Source organism: Rhizobium sp. BR 317 (assembly GCF_047445835.1).
Taxonomy (GTDB): Bacteria; Pseudomonadota; Alphaproteobacteria; order Rhizobiales; family Rhizobiaceae; genus Rhizobium; species Rhizobium paranaense.
In genome coordinates this window covers 119,307-138,855 of record NZ_JARWLB010000016.1, presented here as the reverse complement: position 1 = coordinate 138,855, position 19,549 = coordinate 119,307, and the positions used below count along the sequence as shown (strand labels likewise).

Below are 19,549 nucleotides of genomic sequence, written 5' to 3'. Positions count from 1 at the left end.
ATGCCGGAAGATGGGCCGAAGACCGTGCTTGCCGTGCTCTCCGAGTTCTCCAAGAATGTTCAGGGCAAGTCGATCGATCTGTCGAAGACCTATACGACGGAGTTCGTCAAAAAGGCCATGTAACATTCTCAAGCTACCCGTTTCCCAGTCGGCAGCGGGTAGTCCTCTCACGACTAGGCATAAAAGAGAGCTGCCTCGGGAAATTTGAACAGCGGGGATAAGTAGAATTTCTGCCTGAGTTCGGGTTAGGTGCCAGGAACAGGAGAGCATGACGAGACGGCCGCGGCTGGAATCTCGGCCAGGGTGTACCTGATTGAAATCACCACCCTTGTCGGATCACGCGTGCGTACCACATTACGATTGTCGCTTGGTTCTTGCTCGATCCCCGGTGGCAAATCCTAGTCCCAATTGAATCCGGCGATGAAGCAATCCGTCATCAAGAAAACGAATAAGGCACTCCGGACGCGTATCGTCGCCGGAATCGGCGGCCTTCTGGCTGGTGCGCTATCGCTCGGACTATCGATCTATGAAACCCGCACGGACCCGGAGGTGAAGCGTGTAACGGCCGGCGCCGCCGTCGATAGCGGTCAGTGGAAAGTCACACTCAATTCCGCCCGTCTCGCTGCCCAAACACCGGATGGGCTACGCCTCTCCGACGGGAAGAAAGCGTTGACCGTGGATCTGACGGAGGAAGTGAATCAGACTTTGCGGATTATGTCGAGGGGCTTGTCGATGTGATCGGCCATGCCGATCGCGCCGAGCCGCTGAAGGATTACTGCCTCGGCCTCATGCTACCGGTGGAGCGCAAGAGTGTCGAGCCTCTGGCTGCGGTAACTGCGCCGGCGCGGGTGTCGTCCAAACATCAGTCGTTATCGCATTTCGTCGGCCAGGCGCCGTGGTCGGACGAGGCGCTCCTGCGGCGGGTTGGCGATTTGGTGCTGCCACTGATCGAGCGACATGGGCCGATTGAAGCGTGGATCGTCGACGACACCGGCTTTCCCAAGAAGGGTAAGCATTCGGTCGGGGTCGCGCGGCAATATTGCGGTCAGCTCGGCAAGCAGGACAACTGCCAGGTCGCGGTTAGCCTTTCGGTCGCCAACGTCGCAGCGAGCTTGCCAATTGCCTACCGGCTGTATCTGCCCGAGATTTGGGCCGGCGATGCCGAGCGGCGGCGCAAGGCGAAGATCCCTGACGGCGTCGCATTCCAGACCAAGCCGGCAATCGCACTCGATCAGATCCGCGCCGCCCAAGCGGCCGGAGTCGCATCCGGCGTGGTGTTGGCCGACGCCGGCTATTGCGCCGACGGCGCATTCCGCGCCGGCCTGTCGGCACTCGGTCTCGACTATGTCGTGGGTGTGCAACCGACACTCAGTGTCTGGCGACCCGGCGAGGGACCATTGCCACCCAAACCTTGGCGCGGAAAGGGGCGACCAACTTCGCTGATGCGTCGCAACCGCGAGCACAGCCCGGTATCGGCCAAGGCGTTGGCGCAGGAACTGCCGCAAGATGCCTGGCAGACGATTGGCTGGCGGGAAGGAACCAACAGTGATCTCAGTTCCCGCTTCGCCGCCGTGCAGGTGAGGCCCGCGTCCAGGGATTACAATTTGACCGAGCCCCGCGCCGAGGAATGGCTGCTGATCGAATGGCCGGAGGGCGATGCTGAACCGCTCAAATACTGGCTCTCCACGCTTGCCGCCGACATTTCGCTCGCAAAGCTCGTCAGCACCGCCAAACTGCGCTGGCGCATCGAACGCGACTATCAGGAACTTAAGCAGGAACTCGGGCTCGGCCACTATGAGGGACGCGGCTGGCGCGGCTTCCATCACCATGCAAGCCTCTGCATCGCCGCTTACGGATTCCTCATCTCCCAAAGGGAGACGATTCCCCCCTCAGCACCGACCGAAACCAAAAACCGCCCGCAGCCTGGCCTTCCCGAAAGTTGCCGACCCCGTGGAGCCCCCGATCCGACCCGAGCGACACGTGCCGAATTCGATCGCCACTATCCGGAGACACTTGACCGTCGCACTCAGTCGCAGCCTGCAGCGATGTCCATGCTGCTCCCGGATGAAGGATCGATAAAATCAACAAACTTGTGACGCAGTAAGACTACCGAAAGGCGTTCTGAACCAGCACGGGAGAGTGACGATGGCAAATGTCGAATTGATCAAAGTTGAGGAGCGGCTTGGTGGCGAGCTTCTATTTAATGTTCGCGTGACCGCGACCGCCGGCAAGATGGAATTGCCGATCGCAATCAAGGACCAAGGATCTGTCGCTTCAAATGAAACGATGGTTCTTCAATCCGCGCTTGGTTTTGCTAAAGAACTAGACGGTTCGATCCGACGTCGTCTTGGAGTGGAGCAACAGGGTCTTTAGCGACGCGCCCACCGCATGCCAATCATGCCCCGAATAGAAGGAAAAGCCCTCGGCCGTCGCTCGACGCTGAGCGACAAACAAAATCAGGATGTGGGCTACGATCTCGCGACGGGACGAGTACAGCGGCGAATGCGATGAACTTCAGGACGAGCCCGCAGGCCATCATGCGGGTTCGCGACGAGAGTTCACAATCCATTTGACTGTATGTGTGATTTTGCTGCTGTTGTCCCGACCCCTCTACGGGAGATTTGAAGTGAAATCATTGCTTGATGCTTTGGCTCTGCTAGCTTCCACGAGGCATGCCGCGCTAGCAGCAGATGCAGCGCTGGCTTTCGCAAGAGGTGATTACCGCAAAAAAGCTCTGGGAGCATCGAGCCCGAGAAAGATGATCCGGAAGCCGAAAATAGTCTCGGGCAGTTGTCTATGACGATATGAGCGATAGCGGGTGCAGCGTCCATGAGCCTGACGACAACGCGGCAGTACTATGGTTGCGAAAAGCAGCAGCTCAGAATGAGCAATCCATTCGAATCAATCGTGCGTCCGCAGACTATTCCTTCAGGACGTGGTATGTAGAGAGGATCGATGAGCGCAAGACCATCTCGGCCGTTGCCATCCTTCAAGATGACGCGATGGGAAACCAGACCAGACGATATGCCGTACGCCAGGAAGTAGATTCTTCATGGGCGGTCTATGATGTATTCACTGGCATGTCGGCTAAGCCGTCCACTTGGAAACTGGAGGGTTTGCCAGAACAGGAAGCGCGCGTCTTCTGTGCTATCCTGAACGAAAAAGACGCTGCTCGCCGTGTTATCAACGATCGGAGATGAAGCCGCTTACTTCTTGCAGCAGAAGCCTACAGCTTTTAAAGACAGCCTTATGTAAATCTCTTTCCCGCGGTGGCTCGAACCCTTTGTCCCGATTACTTCCAGGGATGGCGCAGGCAGTCTAGTCGGCATCGATCCGAGCATTGTCGCATGCGAAAAGAAAATATTGGCGGGCAACGCTCGGTGCGGAGCGATATCGAAGGGCAGTCACGCAGGAAAAAACGGCGTCCCAGTAGAGTTGACCGGTGCGCTGGTCGAAATCCTTCTTCAGATATCGAAGAGCTTCTCTGGGACCGCTTATGGCTCTGGTACAAAGGCCGCCCTCATGGATGAGGACGGGCTTTTCCCAGGTAAGCGAGAAGCCAATCTTGATCACAGAGTTCATTGATTTCCTCCGACATCGCAGAAACTTCTGCGATGATTGCCAGTACGACAAGCGGATAAGTCAGTGTGGGACACTCAAGAGTCTGCGATTTTTCAAGTTTAATTCTTCCGCGAGCGTCGGCAACCGCTCCACCGAGCTAGCGTACACAACCATTAAATGCGTTGGACTACCGTCTCACCGCTGTACCTTTTGCCCATCGAGATAGCCGTGTTCGAAGGCTTTCGCGAGTTTGCTTCCTTCTGGATAAGGATTTTCTTCACATTCGGTCTCACGCATGCCAGCATGGCCTCCCCGCTCGTAGGCTTCTCTGGCTGCCCCATCGGAGACTTTCAAATTCACAGGTTTGGTCACTCTTTCTTTCATCGGATCAGAAAGCTTTGGTGCCATACCGAATCCGGGTAGCTCGGCGAGATGCTCGGTTTGCATAGCGATTTCCTCTTTGCTTTGTAAGGCGATGCCAGAAATGTCTCGGGGCCCCTGTGCGGCCGCCACAAAAGCCCGCCTTATCAGAGCCACGCTGCCGCCGAAGCGTCGCCATTTGGTAGAGGCAAAAGGAGAGCGCCGCTGGCAAGCGACTCTCGCTCTCCATTTAAGGCTATTTGATGCGCGGAACGTGCTGCTTTATCGTTGGCGATCCGGGCCGGTCGCTGAAGACCGCGCGGTCGGATCGGCCAGATATCGCCGTCATCTCACCCCCCGTTGTTTCGGGCCCCGCGTACCATATGGATAATGGTGTAGTCCGATCGAAACGAGCGATCATCGCAAGCGCCGCGCGTCGGTGCCTGCTTGTGAACCACAAGGGTTTGAATCAAACCCTCTGCTCTCGCCATAGTCGACGAATTCCAAGTCATCATCACCGACCAGGAACCGCCGGACGACGCCCGGGTGGCTTTAGAGAGAGCCAAAGTGCCGCTTCGACACGCTATCGCGCCGTAGCAGAGCACGGCGTCGCAAGCGAACCTCCACGTGCGACGAGCAGTCCGGCGCGCTTGCCCGATAGGGGCAGGTCCGCGACCTCGCGACAATAGCGATTTCGAACCGTTCGCTCGCGAGAGCAGAACGCAAATCTCATCGCCAATGTGGGTGACGCGTTCGAGGATGAAGCCTGATGGGCCACATCAGAGAGGCGAAACCTGGTGCTCATCGTACTAATTCCTTTCTAAAAATCAGCACCGCAGCATCGCTACAACTGCATCAAAACTGCCAAACTTGCGTATTGATTGACAGGACACCATTCCCGACGCCTTCCAAAAGGCGGCGACATCGTCTCGGAATCAGGCGGCGGATTGCGTCCGAATTTCCAATCAACGCTACGCAGGAGCAGCCGCCGCGCCGTCGAGGCGGCCCATCCTCTTGCAGAAGATTTCATGCAAACCCTCTACGATGGCTCAAACACCGCCCGGAGCCGGGACAGGGTATCAGGCTAGCCAGTGCGGTCTGTTCTACGAGACCACGGGAACGAATTCACCGTTTTCGGCGCCGCAGGCGAACGTTCGCTTGTTGCTTTCTCTTCAGCAGAAACAGCGTCGCGCAATTCCTCGCGAAGAGCGTGGCCTTGGGGGTGATCGCCGAAGAGCTCCAGAAAACTGGACACCGGCCATCTTGTCTCAGTACCGCCGGAGGCGGCGCTGGCGCGGTGGATCACAAATTGCTCGTCCGCAGTCTCATTATGTAGGAGAAACCATTTGTCGCCGTTTGCGCTTGCTGCAAACTGTTTCGGTGCCTCTGGCATTCCAGCCTCCTCTTTTTCCCCGACTGACTGAGGTTCCATTTATGCCTTCGGGCTGCGCCAGCAGCAAGTGGCCCCGGCTTAGATAGCCTCACCAATGCTGCTTCTCACCCGCCACCTGCTTCGGTGGCCGATTTGCCGAGGAGCCTCCTGCCGCGTGGTCGCCGGAGTGCCGCAGGCGCCTCCCGGAACGTCCAGCGCACCGCGTTAGCCATTCGGCTTCTCACTTACGTCGAACACCGCCAACTACTTTAAGCTGCCTGCGATCAGCATATCGCTCGGGGTTGATGATCAGCTTGGTCCGATTGACCTGCAAATCGTCGGTCCGGCTGGCGCAGACGTCAGCGTTCTTGACTTCGCCAAACGAGTGCAGGAGCACTGTAGGCCAAACCCTTCAGGTCCATGGCGACCGCCTGATCCAGGCCACAGCGCCAAAGTCGGAAACGCCTGTCACCGATAGTCGACGTACGTTGAAACTCGCTCGATGATTAAAACCATAGGCATTGGTCAGAACCAATGTGTCCCTGTCGCGCGTTCCGATGGACAGCATCTTCCAGTGCCGGTCCCGTGTTCCAAGTAGCGCAGCAATGATCGACGATGTCGCCGTAGGATATGAAAACGCGGTCCGGCAGCCAGTTGTCGCGCAGGATTCAGTTCGGGGGATCGCGGCGGCAGGCTAATCCAGCGATGCCTCATTCTCGCAAAAGCTTGCCTAATACTGCCAACCTCTTGACCTCTTGACCTCTTGACCTCTTCAGGCGGATTTTGCATCAGAAAGATTTGTCGGTGTCGGTGATCGTTGGCCGATATGCCGATGAACCCGCGAAGGGATAGCTCGACCGCCGAGGCGCGAAGGCGGTTTTTTGGCCGCTCACCTTGGTTGAACGCTACCACTTTTTTGGCAGACGGAATCTTTTGTTGGATACAACCATAAAGAGATGCGTGATCGGCGGGAAAACTAATCGTTGACGGGGCGGATCAAACCCCCTATAAGCGTATTATCGATTTTGCTTGCTGAGCTTTGGTTGCCGCGTGATTAGCACCGCGCCCTGAACGAACCTTTTCTTTCAAATTCGCTATGACCTTCCGCACCGCCGATCGGCGTTGTGGTCCCTCACTCTATGCTTTGAAAGGGTTCATCATGACCACTGGCACAGTAAAATGGTTTAATTCCACCAAGGGCTTCGGCTTCATCCAACCTGACAATGGCGGCGCTGACGCCTTTGTTCACATCTCGGCTGTCGAGCGCGCCGGAATGCGCGAGCTGGTCGAAGGCCAGAAGATCGGTTTCGAGCTCGAGCGCGACATGAAGTCGGGCAAGATGTCGGCCTGCAATCTGCAGTCCGCTTAATCGGTATCTGCTTCCCTTTGACCACGGATGTACTGGCACTGCCGGAAGCACGCTATCAGTTGGGGCCAGGCAGTTCGCCTGGCCTTTTCTGTTTCATCTCGCCCGTCGAACCCATTAGGAATTCAATGACAGAGACATACAGTAAATCTCGCCAGCAGGCGGAGATCGCCTTCGGCAGTCTCCAGACGGAGTTTTTTGCCAAGAACAATGCGATGGAAGAGCTCGAATCCGTCGCCCAGGCCCGGAACGCCAAGACCCTGAGGCTGCGAGCGGCACGTCTTGCCAGGGAACTGGCTGAACGAACGTCTGCAACGTCAGACGTCCTCGCCAAACGCAAACTGCGCTGATCCGTGTGGCAACACCCTCGTCAGGATAAAACTTTGAAGAACGCCAGAAACAATGAACTCGCTGACGGTGGCGCCGCAGCCTCGGACGCGGACGCGGACGCTAGATTGTTCTCCTCCAACGCCTACCATGCGGCAAAGACTGCGGTCGACCCAGCTAACGTGGCAAGGCAGGCAGATCGCATTGCCATTGCCTCGCGAGCTCCTGAAGATAATCGAGGAATGGGAGCGCCTAAGAGGGGGGCGTGAGGGCTGAACGCGAACGGCGTTACGCCACCGTAAGGCAAGCCTAGGCTTTCGGCGTCGCCTCAATCACGAAATCGACGACACTGGACAAGCCGGCAGCATGGCGAGGTCATGCTGAGGTGCACTCGTACCATAGGGAGCCTCCATGGCAGAGGATATGAAAGAGCTCCAGGCGATCAATACTGCCTGGCAAATCGCAATTCAGGAAATCCTGCGCATCATTATCCGTGATATGTATCATGCCGGCGGCGAGATGGCGTTCAAGACGCATATCAAACGCATCGAAGAAGCGGCTGTCGGCAGCATTTACACCGACCTGAAGCTTCGAGGCACTGACGAATGGACGGAAGTGCTTGTTAAGGAACGAGCGAGTAACTTCGTGACCACTCTGCTGACATCATTTACGTATGACCGAGCCTGACGCGGGAGGCAAAGGTGGGGCAACCTAGCGAGAGCGTCTGATAGTCAGTCAGTCAGCGATCAGGCTTGGCCGCCCCGGAAATGAGTGCAGGCCTTTAGCGTATGAGGCCTTGAGTGTCGGTTTTGCGTGCCGGGACAAACAGGCGATCGACCATTTTCGCGCAATGGCGAAGTTTATGGAATGGCCCGCCCTTTCACCCAGCATCGAGTAGGATGCTGATATCGGGAAAGAGAAAGGAACCAGCGAATGTCTATTCGCTATCCTCGGTTTTGATCTGGGCAAGAACTCTTGCAGCATAGTTGGCGTCGATGCGGCCGGTGCGGTGGTCGTTCGTCGAACAATGCGCCGACAGACGCTGATCGACTGTGTGACGAAGCTTCCGGCGTGTGTGGTCGCAATGGAAGCATGCTGCGGTGCGCATCATCTGGGACGCCTGTTTATGGTGCAAGGCCACCAGATCCGGTTGATGTCGCCGGAATACGTTCGCCCATATATCAAAGCGCAGAAGAATGATGACCGCGATGCCGAGGGGGGATCGCCGAGGCCGCCTCACGACCGACAATGCGCTTCGTCGAACTCAAGAGCCAGGAGCAGTTAGACATCCAGACGTTGCATCGGGTGCGTTCGCGCCTCGTAGCCGAACGAACGAACCTACTCAACCAGTTGCGGGCGATCCTGCTGGAACGGGGGGTGATCTTCCCGGCGGGCCGGCGAAGATTCGAGCTTGATTTGGATTGTATGCTCTCCGAAGGCAATGAGACCCACATGGGCACACTCAGTGTCAAGTTGATTATTGCATCCCGGCATTCCTTTAAAAAATCGGGTCGCGTCCCGTGGGACAGTTTAAATCTACGGTAGCTAAGCCGCTCGCTTGCGCGCCCCCAATCGCGCCGAAGCGAGCGAGCGGCTTAGCGGGCGGTCATGGGGAGACACGCGCGGGAACAGTAGACTGCGCGCATCTCCCAAATTTGGTTCCGAGTTCGGGCTCAATACCGCGTGACACGGCTTGTTTCGCCAAGCCTGATCAAACTCACATCCGGCGGCCGACGATTGCCGGCTGTACCAATTTCCCGCTTGCGGCGGACTGAGCCCGGGAGGACGAGACCATTCTTTATAACGGCATTTCAGCCATGCCTCATACCGGTTCGTCACCCGGATCCGCCGGGGTTCATGAGGGGCCCCGGTAGATTTCAGAAAGATTGAAGTCGTGTCGATGCTACGCGGTTTTCACTTTGGCGCCCTCGATCACGACCCCGGAGTTCACGTATTTCCAAAGCGCCACCAGCAGCTTGCGTGCCAGCGCGACAATGGCCGTTTTCTTCATGCGCCCGCCATTACGCTCCACGCGTGCCTTGAACCATTTCGTCAGCGCCGAATCCGGCTGATGCCGCAACCACAGCCAGGATAGACCCTCCTTACTTGGGGAGCTGGTTTGCCTTGGCATAAACGGGATGTGCCCTCTGCGAGATCGGGAAATCGTCCTCTCAGGTCGCGATCCGGCCTATCGAAATCGATACTCACCTTCCCTGAGGCAGTTGCGGCCAGATCGGCCGCAAACTCTTCTTCACACTTACGCATTGTTCAGTGCGCGGTCTGGGATCGTGTAGGCCGTTCCCTCTCGATTCTTAGAGCTTTGAGAAGCGCGGCCGTTTCAAGCCTGCCGGCAACGTCGCCAGTTGTGATCTTGCGGAAGACGGTATCGGTCTTCTCCCGGATCGGGCACCTGAAGCGCTTTGCACGTTTGGACATAGTCACAGCCAAGGGCGAACGGACGGAAGGCCGACGATGAGAATAGCGGCCACGCCAGCGATCAAAACAGACGTCTCGATCATTAAACACGTCAAACGGCGCGCAGCATTGGAAAAAATAACGTTTTTCATTTTCTCACCTTGTTGTAATTATTTTCTAGAGAAGGCGAACCATAGCACGGAATATTGGAAAATTATAATAAATTATCAAAATTATTAATTTAGCTTTCACTTATGTTTTCAGCAGGCGGCCCCATCCTCTTCTTGATTTGTCGTTCTTGCGTATCCCTTTCCACGCCTCGAGTGCTTTTGGCGGAGAGCCAAGCCCTGGGCGTGTCATGCGGCTCGCAGAAGTCGGAAGCAGACGCATGTAGAACAGCGCAAGCAATGGATCATAGTAGATTTCATTCGAGGGAGGCGCCCATCCATCGTCACACGAGGGATGGAGACGACCTGCGGTGCCATGCACATAGGTGCGCTGGCTGTAGCTTAAAAGCCGGCAGCTCGCGCTCATGGTTGCTACGCTTTGGGACCTCTTGCCGAACCCGGTTTGGAGCGGCTCGTCTTTTTTGGGCTCTCCACCACAGCTTGAGCCAAACGAAGTGCACGAAGTCTCTCCGTCTTTTTAGCCCTGATCGCAGCCTCTGCATCGAGGATCTCGCGTGCGTTGGCGTCGGTCTGCGCCAATTTCGTTTCGGCGGTGGTTATGGCCGATTTGAAAAAACGGTCTTTTGTCGCAGTCATGTAGTACCTCTGAGATGATAGATCCTATCGAGCGCGGCGTATGGGCAGAAAGCGAGCAAGGACGGTACGCTCACCGCGCCCTTGCGATTGCCTTCTTTTTTGGCGCAGGCAGAAGGCCCTCTCGCTGCGCCTGCTTGCGGGCGAGCTTGCGGCTCCGGCGGATCGCATCGGCTTTCTCCCTCGCGCGTTTCTCCGAGGGCTTTTCATAAGCGCTGCGGGCCTTCATTTCTCGAAAGAGACCTTCGCGCTGCATTTTCTTTTTCAAAACGCGAAGCGCCTGATCGACGTTATTATCTCTTACATCTACTCGCAAGATTGCTCCTTTGCTTGGCGTTTTTTGATTTCGATTGCATTTGAATTGAGCCACTTAGAGTGCTTTGCCTGTGTGAGAGAACGCACTTCTCGCATAGGACCTAATTTAGGCTTTGCTATTTCGTTTTGAGGGCATGATCTGCCCTGAGTAGGAACGCGTCACGCGCGATCATACAGGCATGGTCGCCCGGCATGCAGGCCCGGCAAACGTCGGGCCGAACATCATAGACGAGACAGTATGCCCGCGAGCCGACACGGCCCAAAAGCGCAGAGCAGCGTGAGCCCTCACACCGCATCCCTCGTTGATCTTTGGCGACGAAGTGGGCTGGAACCAACTCGAGAGCAGCATCGCTTTCAGTGGTGAACCTGGGCCAATCAGATGAATACGCGCAGCAAGCGCCGCATGTCTGACAGTCAATGTCGGGTGTTGAGGTCATAGGATTCATTAAATAAACACTCCCAACGTCGACCGACAGAGAATGGCTCTGCCGTCTGCTTCCAGTGTCACTTGTGTTTCAGAAGCCACATCTTGCCTGCCATCGTTATGGCATGGACCGGTTCTGAGGAACCAATATCGGGCTCAAGGCTTCGTAGAAGCCCGTAGTCTCGCAGTTGCTCCAGGGTTGTCGTCGTTACGAACTTCACCTTAATCGGGCGCTCCTTGAAGCGGTCAGATCTTGCATAGGTGACAGTGGCATTGAGATGCGTCCACCTCTTCGCATCCTGAGGATAAAGGTCGCCATCGCTTGCGAGCTTCAGGGCCCTGATCTCGGTCGGGGTGAGTGTGATGTTCAAAGGGATTGCGTTCGTGGTAGTCTTCGCGCTCATATTCAAATTTCGATCCTAAACACGGGTGAGTTTGTAGCGACGCTCCTTGTTGAACGTCATTAATGCGTTTCTGCCTGCGCAGCATCGCAGAAGGAAACGAGCCTGCCGCTCTTTTCGTCCCAGAGAACGAGCCGGACGCACCGGAGGCTTTGCCACAGCGTGATGCGGCCGATATCGACCAGTTCCGGATGGTTGCGCAAAACTTCCGGCAGCCGGTAGTAAGGAATCCGGCTTGCAAGATGGTGTATGTGATGGAGGCCGATATTGCCCGTCAGCCATCGGAGCACCGGCGGCAGATCGTAGTGCGATGCACCGTGGAGGGCGGCTTCAGGAAATTTCCATTCTCCGGTCCGAGACCAATGGGTTTCTTCGAACTGATGCTGGACATAGAAGAGCCAAACACCCGCCGCCCCCGCGAGAAGCACGACCGGCAGATGGACCATCACAAAGGGTACCGGTCCAATAAGCAAAACCATCATGATGGTCAGGATCGCGATCGCCAAATTGGTGGCCATCGTGGAAATCCACGGCAACGCGCCCGAGTTCATCATCCCGAAAGGCAAACGCTGCTTGAAGAGAAAGAGCCAGGCCGGCCCAATGCCGAACATGACCAATGGATGGCGATACAAACGGTAGGCAAGACGCCCTGACCAGGAGAGGGAGTTATATTCGGAAATCGTGAGCGTGGAAATGTCGCCCACGCCTCGCTGGTCGAGATTGCCGGCCGAGGCATGATGGGCCGCGTGCGCGCGTCGCCAGTAATCATAGGGTGTCAGGGTCAGGACGCCGAGCGTACGCCCTATCCAGGTATCGACCCCCCGCCGCGCGAAGAACGATCCGTGTCCGCAGTCATGCTGGATCATGAAGAGCCTGAGCAGGAAACCAGCAGCCGGCAAAATCAGGACAAGTCCCGGCCAGAAACCCTGAACGATGGAGATATAGGCCCCACTCCAGAAGAGCGCGAATGGTACGATCGTAATGATCAACTCGAACACGCTGCGCCCCACGTGAGGCCGCCTGTATGTCGCGAGAATTTTCAGCCAGGCACCGGCATCGTCGAAGCGCGCTTCAGTCGCATGGGTACGAACATTCATGGATTGATATTCCTACTGTGACTGCCGCGCGGGCGGCAAAACTTTGCTGCATGGCGGGATCGGTCAGTTTCGCCGCAGACGCAAATTTCGTCAAAAGCTCTCGCTAGGCATTATCCGTAGTCTTGCGGCGTTCGGCGAAGCTGTTGTCGTTCAGATGCCTCAATAGATTGTCCTTCTTGGCGCCATAGGCCAGCAAGCGCCAGGCCTTGTTGCAATCCGCACGATTACCGGGCGAGATCTTATCGCACGAAAAAAGGCCAGACGTCTGTCTGGCCTTCAAATGCCCTTGCCCGCCACGCCAGTACATCCGTGGTCATGGCGGCTATAAGAGCTTTAAGCAGCCTGAAGCTGACCGGCGGACATCTTGCCCGATTTGCGATCGCGCTCCAGCTCGAACCGAAGCTTCTGGCCCTCAGCGAGCGAGCTCATTCCAGCTCGCTCGACGGCAGAAATGTGGACGAAAACGTCGGCGCTGCCTTCGTCAGGTTGGATGAAACCAAAGCCCTTTGCGGCGTTGAACCATTTAACCGTGCCAGTGGTCATAACGAACCCTTTCATAGCAAAAATTAATGTCCCTCCGGGCGGCGCACGGCGGTGTTTCGACTTTTGAAAGGGAAGTTGATCAAGAGGCGCTAAGCGCAGCCAAAACAAATATCGGCAAACAAAGTATCGAGCGCTATCTAATACACAAGCCGACCTTCGCCGTCTACCTCTTGTTTTGACTCTTGTAAATTTGCCGTACAGAAGGATACTTGCTGGATCACCGCAGCAAGCTGCTGTGCCAGATCGAGCGCGCAAAACATCATCTTGCCGGCCTGGAAGCTGGCGAGGTCAAGATCATTTGCAGCGAGACGTCCCTGCCCGCGGCCGATATCGCCATCACAAACGGGATTTGATCGATCAACGATGCCGCGTTCGATTACCTGAAAGAACGCCGTGCGGATGTGGCCATTACTGCTAAAGCCGACCTATCGACGGCTAATACGGCTTCTCATTGATCAGAACGCATTGGCCCATTCTCTGCGTCCGATGGACATGATGCGCCAGGGCTGACTTTCGAGTTTTCGCCATGCGTCGCAACAGTGATTGACGATATCGTCGTAGGATTTGAAGACTCGGTTCGAGAGCCAATTCTCGCGCATGAAGAGCCAGAGGTTATCGACCGGGTTCAACTCTGGCGATTTCGGCGGGAGCGGCAGGATCGTTATGTTTTCGGGCACGACGAGATTGTTGGACATGTGCCATCCCGCCTGATCCATGATGAGGATGGCATGGGCATCATCGGCGACATGACGGGCGATTTCGGCCAGATGCTGCGTCATCGCGTAGGTGTCGCACCACGGCATGACCAGCGCTGCCGCTTTGCCGAGCTTCGGGCAGATTGCGCCAAAGATGTAGGCCGATCTGGTGCGTTGATCATGCGGCGCTGAAGGTCGCGTTCCGCGCTTGGCCCAGCGGCGCGTGATCTTGTTCTTCTGACCGATGCGAGCTTCGTCCTCGAACCAGATTTCTATTTGCTTGCCTCGTGCCGCTCCAGCGGCAATTTCTGCCACCGCGGCGGGGAACTTTTTTTAAATTCCTCAATGGCTTGGGGGTCTTGCGCGTGATGTTTGGGCCGTGCGGCCAGCTTGCGATAGCCCATGGCCCGCACCTCACGGCTCAGCGTTTGCTCGCTCACCGAGATGCGAAACTCTTCCCAAAGCCATTGAACCAGATCGCACAGACGCCAACGCACAACGCCGTCAAGATAGGGCGTCGGTCCGCGCTCGATGGCCTGTGCCAAGGCCGCACGCTGCTGATCGTTTAATCGCGACTGCGGACCGGGAGCCTTGCCGTTGATCAGGCCTTGGGGACCACGCTCGTTGAAGCGCATGACCCAGTCCCGAACGATCTGGAGCGTGACATTGCCGAGACGGGCGGCATCGGAACGCGAGCCTCCGTCATAGATCGACGCGAGCGCCAACAAACGTCGTGCCTGGGCGGCGTCCTTCGTCTGCCGCGCCAGCCGCCGCAGACCTTCTCCGTCAAAATCCTCACGCAATGAAATCCCTGATCGCATCGCAGACCTCCGGTTTGCTCCAGAGATTCAGATTCACCGCGTTTTGGGAAGGCCAAAGAGTCAAGTTAAACGGGACGCGGTATAATTGCGGGGCAATGCGCGCACAGATAGCGTGACGTCGGGCGAGACAGTGCCTTTCCGAGCACCTGAAACGTATGGCCGCGATTGCCTACCTGACGGCAATCGCCTGTTCAGGAGTTGCGTCAGGCGGCGCGTTAGGAGTGGCGATGCGGCCACGTTGTCGCCTCTACCGGCGCGGCTTTACCAGTGTTTCGGGGGTTATCAGATGCAGATGCTCGTCTTCTTTCGCCAAACTCTCGACATCGCTTGAAAAACCGCTTCTGCTGAAAAACAGGTAGTGCTTGCCCGTCGCTCCTTCCCCGTAAGTCGTTTTCTCGGATCGCTCGCGCAACAATCGGACGTGGCCAAGGTCGATCACGCGCGATCGCCATTTGCATTCGCCATAGAAAAATGCACCATCCAACAATCGCCCCGCGACATCGATGTCGAAATCGGCGTGTCCCCAGATCTGGCCAACCTCCTGCGTCGGCACCGCAAGGACCTCCTGCAGATGAAGCCTTGCAAATTGAAGGGCGATCGGTTCGAACGCAATCCCCATATATTCGGAAAACCGAGGCTCCACGACACGGTCGTAAACCTCCCCGCCAAACCCGCTGCTGATCGCGCTCAGGTTTGGTCGCACGAAGCGATGCCAGAACGACATCAGGCTGTCTGCAACGCGATAGCGGCGATTTCTGCCCTTTTCGTCGGCATCCAGCGATTTCGAATTATCGATCAATTCAAGCGCGAGCAGTTTTGCCAGGTACGGTCCAATACCGTCTGCTTTGACACCCAGTCGGTTTGCGATCTCCGACTTGGTGTTGCAGCCGTTAGATACCGCCGCAATAACGCTTGAGTAAAAGGACGGTTCTCTGAGTTCGGTCTGAAGCAGCGTGTTCGGTTCGTCGATCAGCGTGCCTGTCTCCGTGAGCAAGAGTTTGATGACGTTGTTGCGGAGCGGCTCCTGAGCGTCGCAAAGCTGAAGATAATAGGGAATGCCGCCGAAAATCGCATAGGTTCTGATAATGTCGTCGGCCATGTACTCCGGGAAAAACTTGGCGACATCGACAAGGGGCAAGGCCTTCATGTCGAGCGACAGGGTTTTTCGCCCGTAAAGCGGGTTCCGTTCCGCCAGCAGGTCTTCCATTTGAGAAATGGCAGAGCCGCAAAGGATCAGTTTCATCGCCCCCTCACCAAGCGCGCCGGAATCCCAGAATTTCTGCACGATCGATGGCAGCGCTGGCTCGTTATCAAGCAGATAGGGAAATTCGTCGATCGTGACGATCAATCCCGGATGCTCGACGGCACGCTCGGCAACATAGTGCAGCACCCCCTCCCAGCTTGACAGGGCTTCGAGCTGTGGCTTTGACCCGATTGCCTTTCCGACATCGGATTTGAACTGCTCCAGGTTCAAAAGGGATGAGACGCGGGTCGCCTGAAAATAGATTTCCGGGCGATTCTTGGCGGCCTCCCGAAGGAAGCGCGACTTGCCGATCCGCCGTCGGCCAAATACGATGATGAGGGAAGGTCGTTGCGAATCCAATTCGCTCCGCACCAGCTTGAGTTCGCGCTCGCGCCCTAGAAACTGCATATGCCTTCCTTTTGGTAAATATAATTAGCTTAATCGTGATTACCTTAATCATGATTACCTTAATCGTGATTACCTTAATCGTGATTACCTTAATCGTGATTACCTTACTCGTGATTATCTTAGTGACGATCCCTTCTGTCAAGTCCTGCGCGCTACGGGCTCTCCCTGACCTTCTTCAGGTTGCCGATTTTTCTGCAGGCAGCAGGCCAAGGATCATCAATCGACGGTATAGCCTATGCCGCTCGGAATCCGCCGCCACCCTTAGTCTGAGGCCTGAGCGAGGCGTGTCGGCCCTGAGGCGTCAAAGGATGTCGAGCACTGACGGTTGTTCTTGCCCTTGAGAAGTTCCGTGACGCGGCCGCTTGTCGTTTCGCGTGAGAAGGAGCGGCGGGTCTTCTAAGGCGACGCGCCCACTTCGAAGCCGGGTTCGTAGACCTTGATCACCTTTTCGAGCGCCGCCTTCCGATCATCGAGAACGGCGATCTCGCGCCGCAGCTCTTCCACCTGGCGATCGATCTCGACCAGCTTCGCTTTCAACTCGTCTACAACGTCGACCATACACAGCACTTCCGAGGCACCCTCAGGAGGTGACATCAGCCCTCATCGGAATCTTGCGGCGACTGCTCCATAATGCCGGAAATTTGAGCAGAAATATCGTTTTAGTTCAGCGACATAAATCGCTTTTGGTGGTCTTTGCTACCTAATGCCGAATTTACGGGCGCTTTCCGTTGCGTACTTACGCGTGTGCGCACGATGGCTATTCTATCTCTGTCAGGATCGATGGGGCCCTGATGAGGATCTTCGCCACTTTATGGACGTCGGCGAATTTCGGCACTTGCCGGATTGGATCGAAGATCTGCGCCTAGGAGCGGCGGCTCCGAGCATCGCCGGGCGCGGAGATTTGTCATTTGACCGCCTCTGTTGCCAAATTTTCGAATTGAACCTATGGTAAGACTATCGACCATTGCTTGAGATGTCGCTCAAGAGCCGCTGCGCTCTCGTCAGATTTCCTTCCAAATAATCGATCTAACTCCGCAAGGTATCGCGGAACAAACAACGATTGCTTTGAAAGGAAATCGTTATGAACACTGGTACTGTGAAGTGGTTTAACTCCACCAAAGGCTTCGGCTTCATTCAGCCTGATGATGGCAGCACGGACGTCTTCGTCCATATCTCGGCTGTAGAGCGCGCCGGCATGCGTTCGCTCAACGATGGCCAGAAGATCACTTACGACATCGTACAGGACCGTCGGTCTGGCAAGAGCTCGGCTGACAATCTTCGAGCCGCATAATTTGTCACGGCTTCGCGCGACCACAGATGTACTGGCGCGCTCCATGACCGAGGAAGGTCGGGATACGTCCCGGCCTTTCGTTTTTTTATTTCGAACGGAGAACGACATGACACGTGGTCGTTACCGGCCGGGCGACAACATCGTCCTGAAGCCTGGAATTTTTGGAAACGTCCAATCCGCTGGCAGCGTCGTGTCTGTCATGCCGGTCTCACAGGGCGTTGTTCACTATCGCATCCGCTTCCAGAATGAGAATTTCGAGCGGAGTATCCGTCAGGACGATATCGACGTTGAGGCCTCGCCATCGTCGCTTTTGCCAGCGCAAGCCGAGATACCGCAAGCATCGAAATCGAGCTGGATCAACTCGAATTCAATCCGTACCAAGAAATAAACACAGCGCGAGCTGAGCAAGGAGAAATTTTGCAGGTTCTGGTCAGAGACAATAACGTTGATCAGGCGCTTCGCGTCCTGAAGAAGAAGTTGCAGCGCGAAGGCGTGTTCCGGGAAATGAAGGCCCGCAGCGCCTATGAAAAGCCGTCCGAAAAGCGCGCTCGCGAAAAGGGCGAGGCGGTCCGCCGTGCCCGAAAGCTTGCCCGCAAGCAGGCTCAGCGTGAAGGCTTGCTGCCGGCGCCGAAGAAGAAAGTCATAGCGCGAAGTCGCTGACGTTCACCGTCTTTTGGAAAACGCCCCTGCTGAAACGGAGGAAGCATGACAAAGACGAAAGACAACCTGTTCAATCCTGAAAAACTGTCAGCACAGACCAAGTCCGAGCAGACGACGTCGATTGCCAAGGATATCCTGGCTGATGAGGCGTCTGCGCGGCAGAAAAAAACGGATAGGCTTCGTGCGCTCCGATTGGCGCAAGAGACGGAACCAGCATCGAAGTCGAAAAAAAGAGCGGGAAGGAATAGGCGCTGCCCGAGCGCGGCTGCGCTCCCCTCCTGACCCACCTGAAAGTCGTTGGGTAAAATTGCCCGTCAGATTTTCAGATTAGCGCTTCAATTGAAATTGGTAGCTAATGGCCACAGCCCGTGTGGCTTTTAGTTTGTGATTTCAAACCCAAAAAAGTTATATGTCTATTAGGGTTAGCCGATAAATACGACACGATTTTTGGCTAGTAACTTCATGATCGGCTCAATGCCCAACTCGCGCTAGCTTCTGGCCAGCGATGATTGAGACTCCGCCATGGCAGATAGGCTTTCCGACAAGACTAAATTAGCCACTTGCGGGCCGCATGACCGCAAGTGGCGACGTTTGACAGCTTCGGCAGAACTTCACTTTCCGAAGCCGAATGTCTTGCGCAAACTCTTGTCGACCGCGTTCGCCGGCATGAATCTGCGTAAGCGGCTGAGAAGCGTCGCTTGACCGCCCGCCGGTTGACGCATGCGGTACGGACCGTTGATCGCAGCCAGAATTTTCGTGGCAACCGCCTGCGGCGAAGGCGCTGACTTGATCTGCGCCTGGACCGTCTCGATAGTCGCATACGCTTGTGTTTCGTAGACGCCCAAGGGGGCCTCTGTATGTGCCGCATTTACGTCGAGCTTCGTGTTGGTGAAGGTGGGTTCGAGCAGCACAACCCTGACGTTGAACTCGCGGATTTCGTGGTCCAGCGATTCCGACAGCCCCTCAAGCGCATGCTTGCTGCTAGCATATAGTCCCATGAACGGTGCAGGCAGGAAGCCCAAAACCGAGCTGACATTGATGATGAGCCCGCTCCGGGCGGCTCGCATGGAGGGTAGAGCAGCACGCATCATACGCAACGGGCCGAACACGTTGGTATCGAATACTCTTTGCGCTTCCGCGGTTGAGGTGTTCTCGACGGGGCCGACCAGCGAAACGCCGGCATTATTGATCAGAATGTCGATTTTACCCGCTTCGGACAGAACCCATTCCACAAAGTTCGCAACCGATGTGTCATCGTTGACGTCAACGGTTCCGAAGCGAACGCCAGGGATTGAATTGACGCGGTTCGGGTTGCGTACGCCCCCAAACACTTTGAAGCCATTTTGTGCGAGAAGGCGCGCGGTGGCCTCGCCTATTCCGGATGATGCGCCGGTGATAACGACGACTTTCTGATTGGACATGCATGCTCCTGAGGTTGTGCGAACGAGTGCTGGGAAGCTTTCAGCGGGATTGGATTATCTGTTCCTTT

24 protein-coding genes and 4 pseudogenes are annotated in these 19,549 nt (G+C 56.2%); 13 read left to right on the top strand and 15 right to left on the bottom strand.

Going from position 1 to position 19,549, the window contains the following annotated elements:
- The 4 genes and pseudogenes from QD357_RS23210 to QD357_RS23195 form a co-directional block, all read left to right on the top strand.
- A pseudogene (locus tag QD357_RS23210) lies at positions 1-123 on the top strand (ABC transporter substrate-binding protein); the annotation flags it as partial.
- 297 nt (positions 124-420) lie between these two features.
- Complete coding sequence (locus QD357_RS23205) at positions 421-738, top strand: hypothetical protein (RefSeq protein WP_183940492.1); 318 nt, start codon at positions 421-423, stop codon at positions 736-738.
- Positions 735-2,096, top strand: coding sequence for an IS701 family transposase (locus QD357_RS23200; protein WP_414125126.1), 1,362 nt, complete (start codon positions 735-737; stop codon positions 2,094-2,096). Before QD357_RS23205 ends, QD357_RS23200 begins: the two co-directional genes overlap by 4 nt.
- Positions 2,097-2,145: 49 nt before the next feature.
- The gene (locus QD357_RS23195) at positions 2,146-2,373 is read left to right on the top strand and encodes a hypothetical protein (protein WP_183940488.1); all 228 of its coding nucleotides are present in this window, start codon (positions 2,146-2,148) and stop codon (positions 2,371-2,373) included.
- 945 nt (positions 2,374-3,318) lie between these two features.
- On the opposite strand, the gene QD357_RS23190 is transcribed toward QD357_RS23195, so the two are convergent.
- From QD357_RS23190 to QD357_RS23180, 3 genes are all read right to left on the bottom strand, one after another.
- Complete coding sequence (locus QD357_RS23190; protein WP_414125125.1) at positions 3,319-3,582, bottom strand: DUF982 domain-containing protein; 264 nt, start codon at positions 3,580-3,582, stop codon at positions 3,319-3,321.
- Positions 3,583-3,756: 174 nt separating this feature from the next.
- Complete coding sequence (locus tag QD357_RS23185; protein WP_414125124.1) at positions 3,757-4,008, bottom strand: Sf3a2-prov protein; 252 nt, start codon at positions 4,006-4,008, stop codon at positions 3,757-3,759.
- A 997-nt stretch (positions 4,009-5,005) separates the two neighbouring features.
- Entirely contained in the window at positions 5,006-5,314 is a 309-nt protein-coding gene (locus QD357_RS23180; protein ID WP_183940482.1) for a hypothetical protein, read from the bottom strand.
- A 1,138-nt stretch (positions 5,315-6,452) separates the two neighbouring features.
- On the opposite strand from QD357_RS23180, the gene QD357_RS23175 reads away from it, so the two are divergent.
- From QD357_RS23175 to QD357_RS23160, 4 genes and pseudogenes are all read left to right on the top strand, one after another.
- Positions 6,453-6,662, top strand: a complete 210-nt coding sequence (locus QD357_RS23175; RefSeq protein WP_018902430.1) for a cold-shock protein — start codon at positions 6,453-6,455, stop codon at positions 6,660-6,662.
- 125 nt (positions 6,663-6,787) lie between these two features.
- Entirely contained in the window at positions 6,788-7,009 is a 222-nt protein-coding gene (locus QD357_RS23170; protein ID WP_183940480.1) for a hypothetical protein, read from the top strand.
- A 388-nt stretch (positions 7,010-7,397) separates the two neighbouring features.
- The gene (locus tag QD357_RS23165) at positions 7,398-7,673 is read left to right on the top strand and encodes a hypothetical protein (protein WP_183940478.1); all 276 of its coding nucleotides are present in this window, start codon (positions 7,398-7,400) and stop codon (positions 7,671-7,673) included.
- A 259-nt stretch (positions 7,674-7,932) separates the two neighbouring features.
- A pseudogene (locus tag QD357_RS23160) lies at positions 7,933-8,367 on the top strand (IS110 family transposase); the annotation flags it as partial.
- A 522-nt stretch (positions 8,368-8,889) separates the two neighbouring features.
- Here the strand turns inward: QD357_RS23160 and QD357_RS23155 are convergent.
- From QD357_RS23155 to QD357_RS23120, 8 genes and pseudogenes are all read right to left on the bottom strand, one after another.
- Positions 8,890-9,081: pseudogene (locus QD357_RS23155) on the bottom strand (IS110 family transposase); the annotation flags it as partial.
- Between the two features lie 859 nt (positions 9,082-9,940).
- On the bottom strand, positions 9,941-10,165 hold the full coding sequence (locus QD357_RS23150) for a hypothetical protein (protein ID WP_414125123.1): 225 nt from the start codon (positions 10,163-10,165) through the stop codon (positions 9,941-9,943).
- A 70-nt stretch (positions 10,166-10,235) separates the two neighbouring features.
- The gene (rpsU, locus tag QD357_RS23145; protein WP_183940626.1) at positions 10,236-10,478 is read right to left on the bottom strand and encodes a 30S ribosomal protein S21; all 243 of its coding nucleotides are present in this window, start codon (positions 10,476-10,478) and stop codon (positions 10,236-10,238) included.
- A gap of 115 nt (positions 10,479-10,593) precedes the next feature.
- Positions 10,594-10,914 (bottom strand): YkgJ family cysteine cluster protein, encoded by a 321-nt coding sequence (locus tag QD357_RS23140; RefSeq protein WP_414125131.1) that lies wholly within the window; start codon positions 10,912-10,914, stop codon positions 10,594-10,596.
- Positions 10,915-10,981: 67 nt separating this feature from the next.
- Positions 10,982-11,305, bottom strand: coding sequence for a hypothetical protein (locus QD357_RS23135; protein WP_183940476.1), 324 nt, complete (start codon positions 11,303-11,305; stop codon positions 10,982-10,984).
- Between the two features lie 59 nt (positions 11,306-11,364).
- Positions 11,365-12,399, bottom strand: a complete 1,035-nt coding sequence (locus QD357_RS23130) for a fatty acid desaturase (protein WP_183940474.1) — start codon at positions 12,397-12,399, stop codon at positions 11,365-11,367.
- 22 nt (positions 12,400-12,421) lie between these two features.
- Positions 12,422-12,562 (bottom strand): annotated as a pseudogene (locus QD357_RS23125) (DUF6481 family protein); the annotation flags it as partial.
- A 170-nt stretch (positions 12,563-12,732) separates the two neighbouring features.
- Positions 12,733-12,942 (bottom strand): cold-shock protein, encoded by a 210-nt coding sequence (locus QD357_RS23120; RefSeq protein ID WP_183940473.1) that lies wholly within the window; start codon positions 12,940-12,942, stop codon positions 12,733-12,735.
- A gap of 209 nt (positions 12,943-13,151) precedes the next feature.
- On the opposite strand from QD357_RS23120, the gene QD357_RS23115 reads away from it, so the two are divergent.
- Positions 13,152-13,295, top strand: a complete 144-nt coding sequence (locus QD357_RS23115) for a hypothetical protein (RefSeq protein ID WP_183940471.1) — start codon at positions 13,152-13,154, stop codon at positions 13,293-13,295.
- A 102-nt stretch (positions 13,296-13,397) separates the two neighbouring features.
- On the opposite strand, the gene QD357_RS23110 is transcribed toward QD357_RS23115, so the two are convergent.
- The 3 genes from QD357_RS23110 to QD357_RS23100 all read right to left on the bottom strand — a co-directional run bounded on the left by QD357_RS23110 (position 13,398) and on the right by QD357_RS23100 (position 16,667).
- A protein-coding gene (locus QD357_RS23110) for an IS630 family transposase (RefSeq protein ID WP_414125122.1) occupies positions 13,398-14,458 on the bottom strand; the annotation gives its coding sequence in 2 pieces (ribosomal slippage) (positions 13,398-13,966 and positions 13,966-14,458; 1,062 coding nt in all).
- 247 nt (positions 14,459-14,705) lie between these two features.
- The gene (locus tag QD357_RS23105; protein WP_414125121.1) at positions 14,706-16,109 is read right to left on the bottom strand and encodes an ATP-binding protein; all 1,404 of its coding nucleotides are present in this window, start codon (positions 16,107-16,109) and stop codon (positions 14,706-14,708) included.
- A gap of 396 nt (positions 16,110-16,505) precedes the next feature.
- Positions 16,506-16,667, bottom strand: a complete 162-nt coding sequence (locus QD357_RS23100; RefSeq protein ID WP_183940466.1) for a hypothetical protein — start codon at positions 16,665-16,667, stop codon at positions 16,506-16,508.
- Between the two features lie 523 nt (positions 16,668-17,190).
- Between QD357_RS23100 and QD357_RS23095 the strand changes: the two genes are divergently transcribed.
- The 4 genes from QD357_RS23095 (at position 17,191) to QD357_RS23080 (ending at position 18,342) form a co-directional block, all read left to right on the top strand.
- On the top strand, positions 17,191-17,400 hold the full coding sequence (locus QD357_RS23095; RefSeq protein WP_075852595.1) for a cold-shock protein: 210 nt from the start codon (positions 17,191-17,193) through the stop codon (positions 17,398-17,400).
- A 106-nt stretch (positions 17,401-17,506) separates the two neighbouring features.
- Complete coding sequence (locus QD357_RS23090; RefSeq protein WP_183940464.1) at positions 17,507-17,788, top strand: cold-shock protein; 282 nt, start codon at positions 17,507-17,509, stop codon at positions 17,786-17,788.
- Between the two features lie 29 nt (positions 17,789-17,817).
- A complete protein-coding gene (gene rpsU / locus QD357_RS23085; protein ID WP_183940462.1) occupies positions 17,818-18,060 on the top strand; it encodes a 30S ribosomal protein S21 in 243 nt (80 codons plus the stop codon).
- A gap of 45 nt (positions 18,061-18,105) precedes the next feature.
- Positions 18,106-18,342 (top strand): hypothetical protein, encoded by a 237-nt coding sequence (locus QD357_RS23080; protein ID WP_183940460.1) that lies wholly within the window; start codon positions 18,106-18,108, stop codon positions 18,340-18,342.
- Positions 18,343-18,671: 329 nt separating this feature from the next.
- Here QD357_RS23080 and QD357_RS23075 read toward each other — a convergent pair whose 3' ends face one another.
- Positions 18,672-19,481: an oxidoreductase gene (locus QD357_RS23075; protein ID WP_414125120.1), complete on the bottom strand. Its 810-nt coding sequence runs from the start codon at positions 19,479-19,481 to the stop codon at positions 18,672-18,674.
- Between the last annotated feature and the right edge of the window lie 68 nt (positions 19,482-19,549).

Coding starts and splice junctions, on each gene's coding strand:
- QD357_RS23190 (WP_414125125.1), bottom strand. CDS start 3,582: ATGAACTCTGTGATCAAGATTGGCTTCTCGCTTACCTGGGAAAAGCCC.
- QD357_RS23120 (WP_183940473.1), bottom strand. CDS start 12,942: ATGACCACTGGCACGGTTAAATGGTTCAACGCCGCAAAGGGCTTTGGT.
- QD357_RS23105 (WP_414125121.1), bottom strand. CDS start 16,109: ATGCAGTTTCTAGGGCGCGAGCGCGAACTCAAGCTGGTGCGGAGCGAA.
- QD357_RS23195 (WP_183940488.1), top strand. CDS start 2,146: ATGGCAAATGTCGAATTGATCAAAGTTGAGGAGCGGCTTGGTGGCGAG.
- QD357_RS23135 (WP_183940476.1), bottom strand. CDS start 11,305: ATGAGCGCGAAGACTACCACGAACGCAATCCCTTTGAACATCACACTC.
- QD357_RS23100 (WP_183940466.1), bottom strand. CDS start 16,667: ATGGTCGACGTTGTAGACGAGTTGAAAGCGAAGCTGGTCGAGATCGAT.
- QD357_RS23165 (WP_183940478.1), top strand. CDS start 7,398: ATGGCAGAGGATATGAAAGAGCTCCAGGCGATCAATACTGCCTGGCAA.
- QD357_RS23205 (WP_183940492.1), top strand. CDS start 421: ATGAAGCAATCCGTCATCAAGAAAACGAATAAGGCACTCCGGACGCGT.
- QD357_RS23090 (WP_183940464.1), top strand. CDS start 17,507: ATGACACGTGGTCGTTACCGGCCGGGCGACAACATCGTCCTGAAGCCT.
- QD357_RS23180 (WP_183940482.1), bottom strand. CDS start 5,314: ATGCCAGAGGCACCGAAACAGTTTGCAGCAAGCGCAAACGGCGACAAA.
- QD357_RS23095 (WP_075852595.1), top strand. CDS start 17,191: ATGAACACTGGTACTGTGAAGTGGTTTAACTCCACCAAAGGCTTCGGC.
- QD357_RS23140 (WP_414125131.1), bottom strand. CDS start 10,914: ATGACCTCAACACCCGACATTGACTGTCAGACATGCGGCGCTTGCTGC.
- QD357_RS23130 (WP_183940474.1), bottom strand. CDS start 12,399: ATGAATGTTCGTACCCATGCGACTGAAGCGCGCTTCGACGATGCCGGT.
- QD357_RS23175 (WP_018902430.1), top strand. CDS start 6,453: ATGACCACTGGCACAGTAAAATGGTTTAATTCCACCAAGGGCTTCGGC.
- QD357_RS23170 (WP_183940480.1), top strand. CDS start 6,788: ATGACAGAGACATACAGTAAATCTCGCCAGCAGGCGGAGATCGCCTTC.
- QD357_RS23080 (WP_183940460.1), top strand. CDS start 18,106: ATGACAAAGACGAAAGACAACCTGTTCAATCCTGAAAAACTGTCAGCA.
- QD357_RS23150 (WP_414125123.1), bottom strand. CDS start 10,165: ATGACTGCGACAAAAGACCGTTTTTTCAAATCGGCCATAACCACCGCC.
- QD357_RS23075 (WP_414125120.1), bottom strand. CDS start 19,481: ATGTCCAATCAGAAAGTCGTCGTTATCACCGGCGCATCATCCGGAATA.
- QD357_RS23185 (WP_414125124.1), bottom strand. CDS start 4,008: ATGCAAACCGAGCATCTCGCCGAGCTACCCGGATTCGGTATGGCACCA.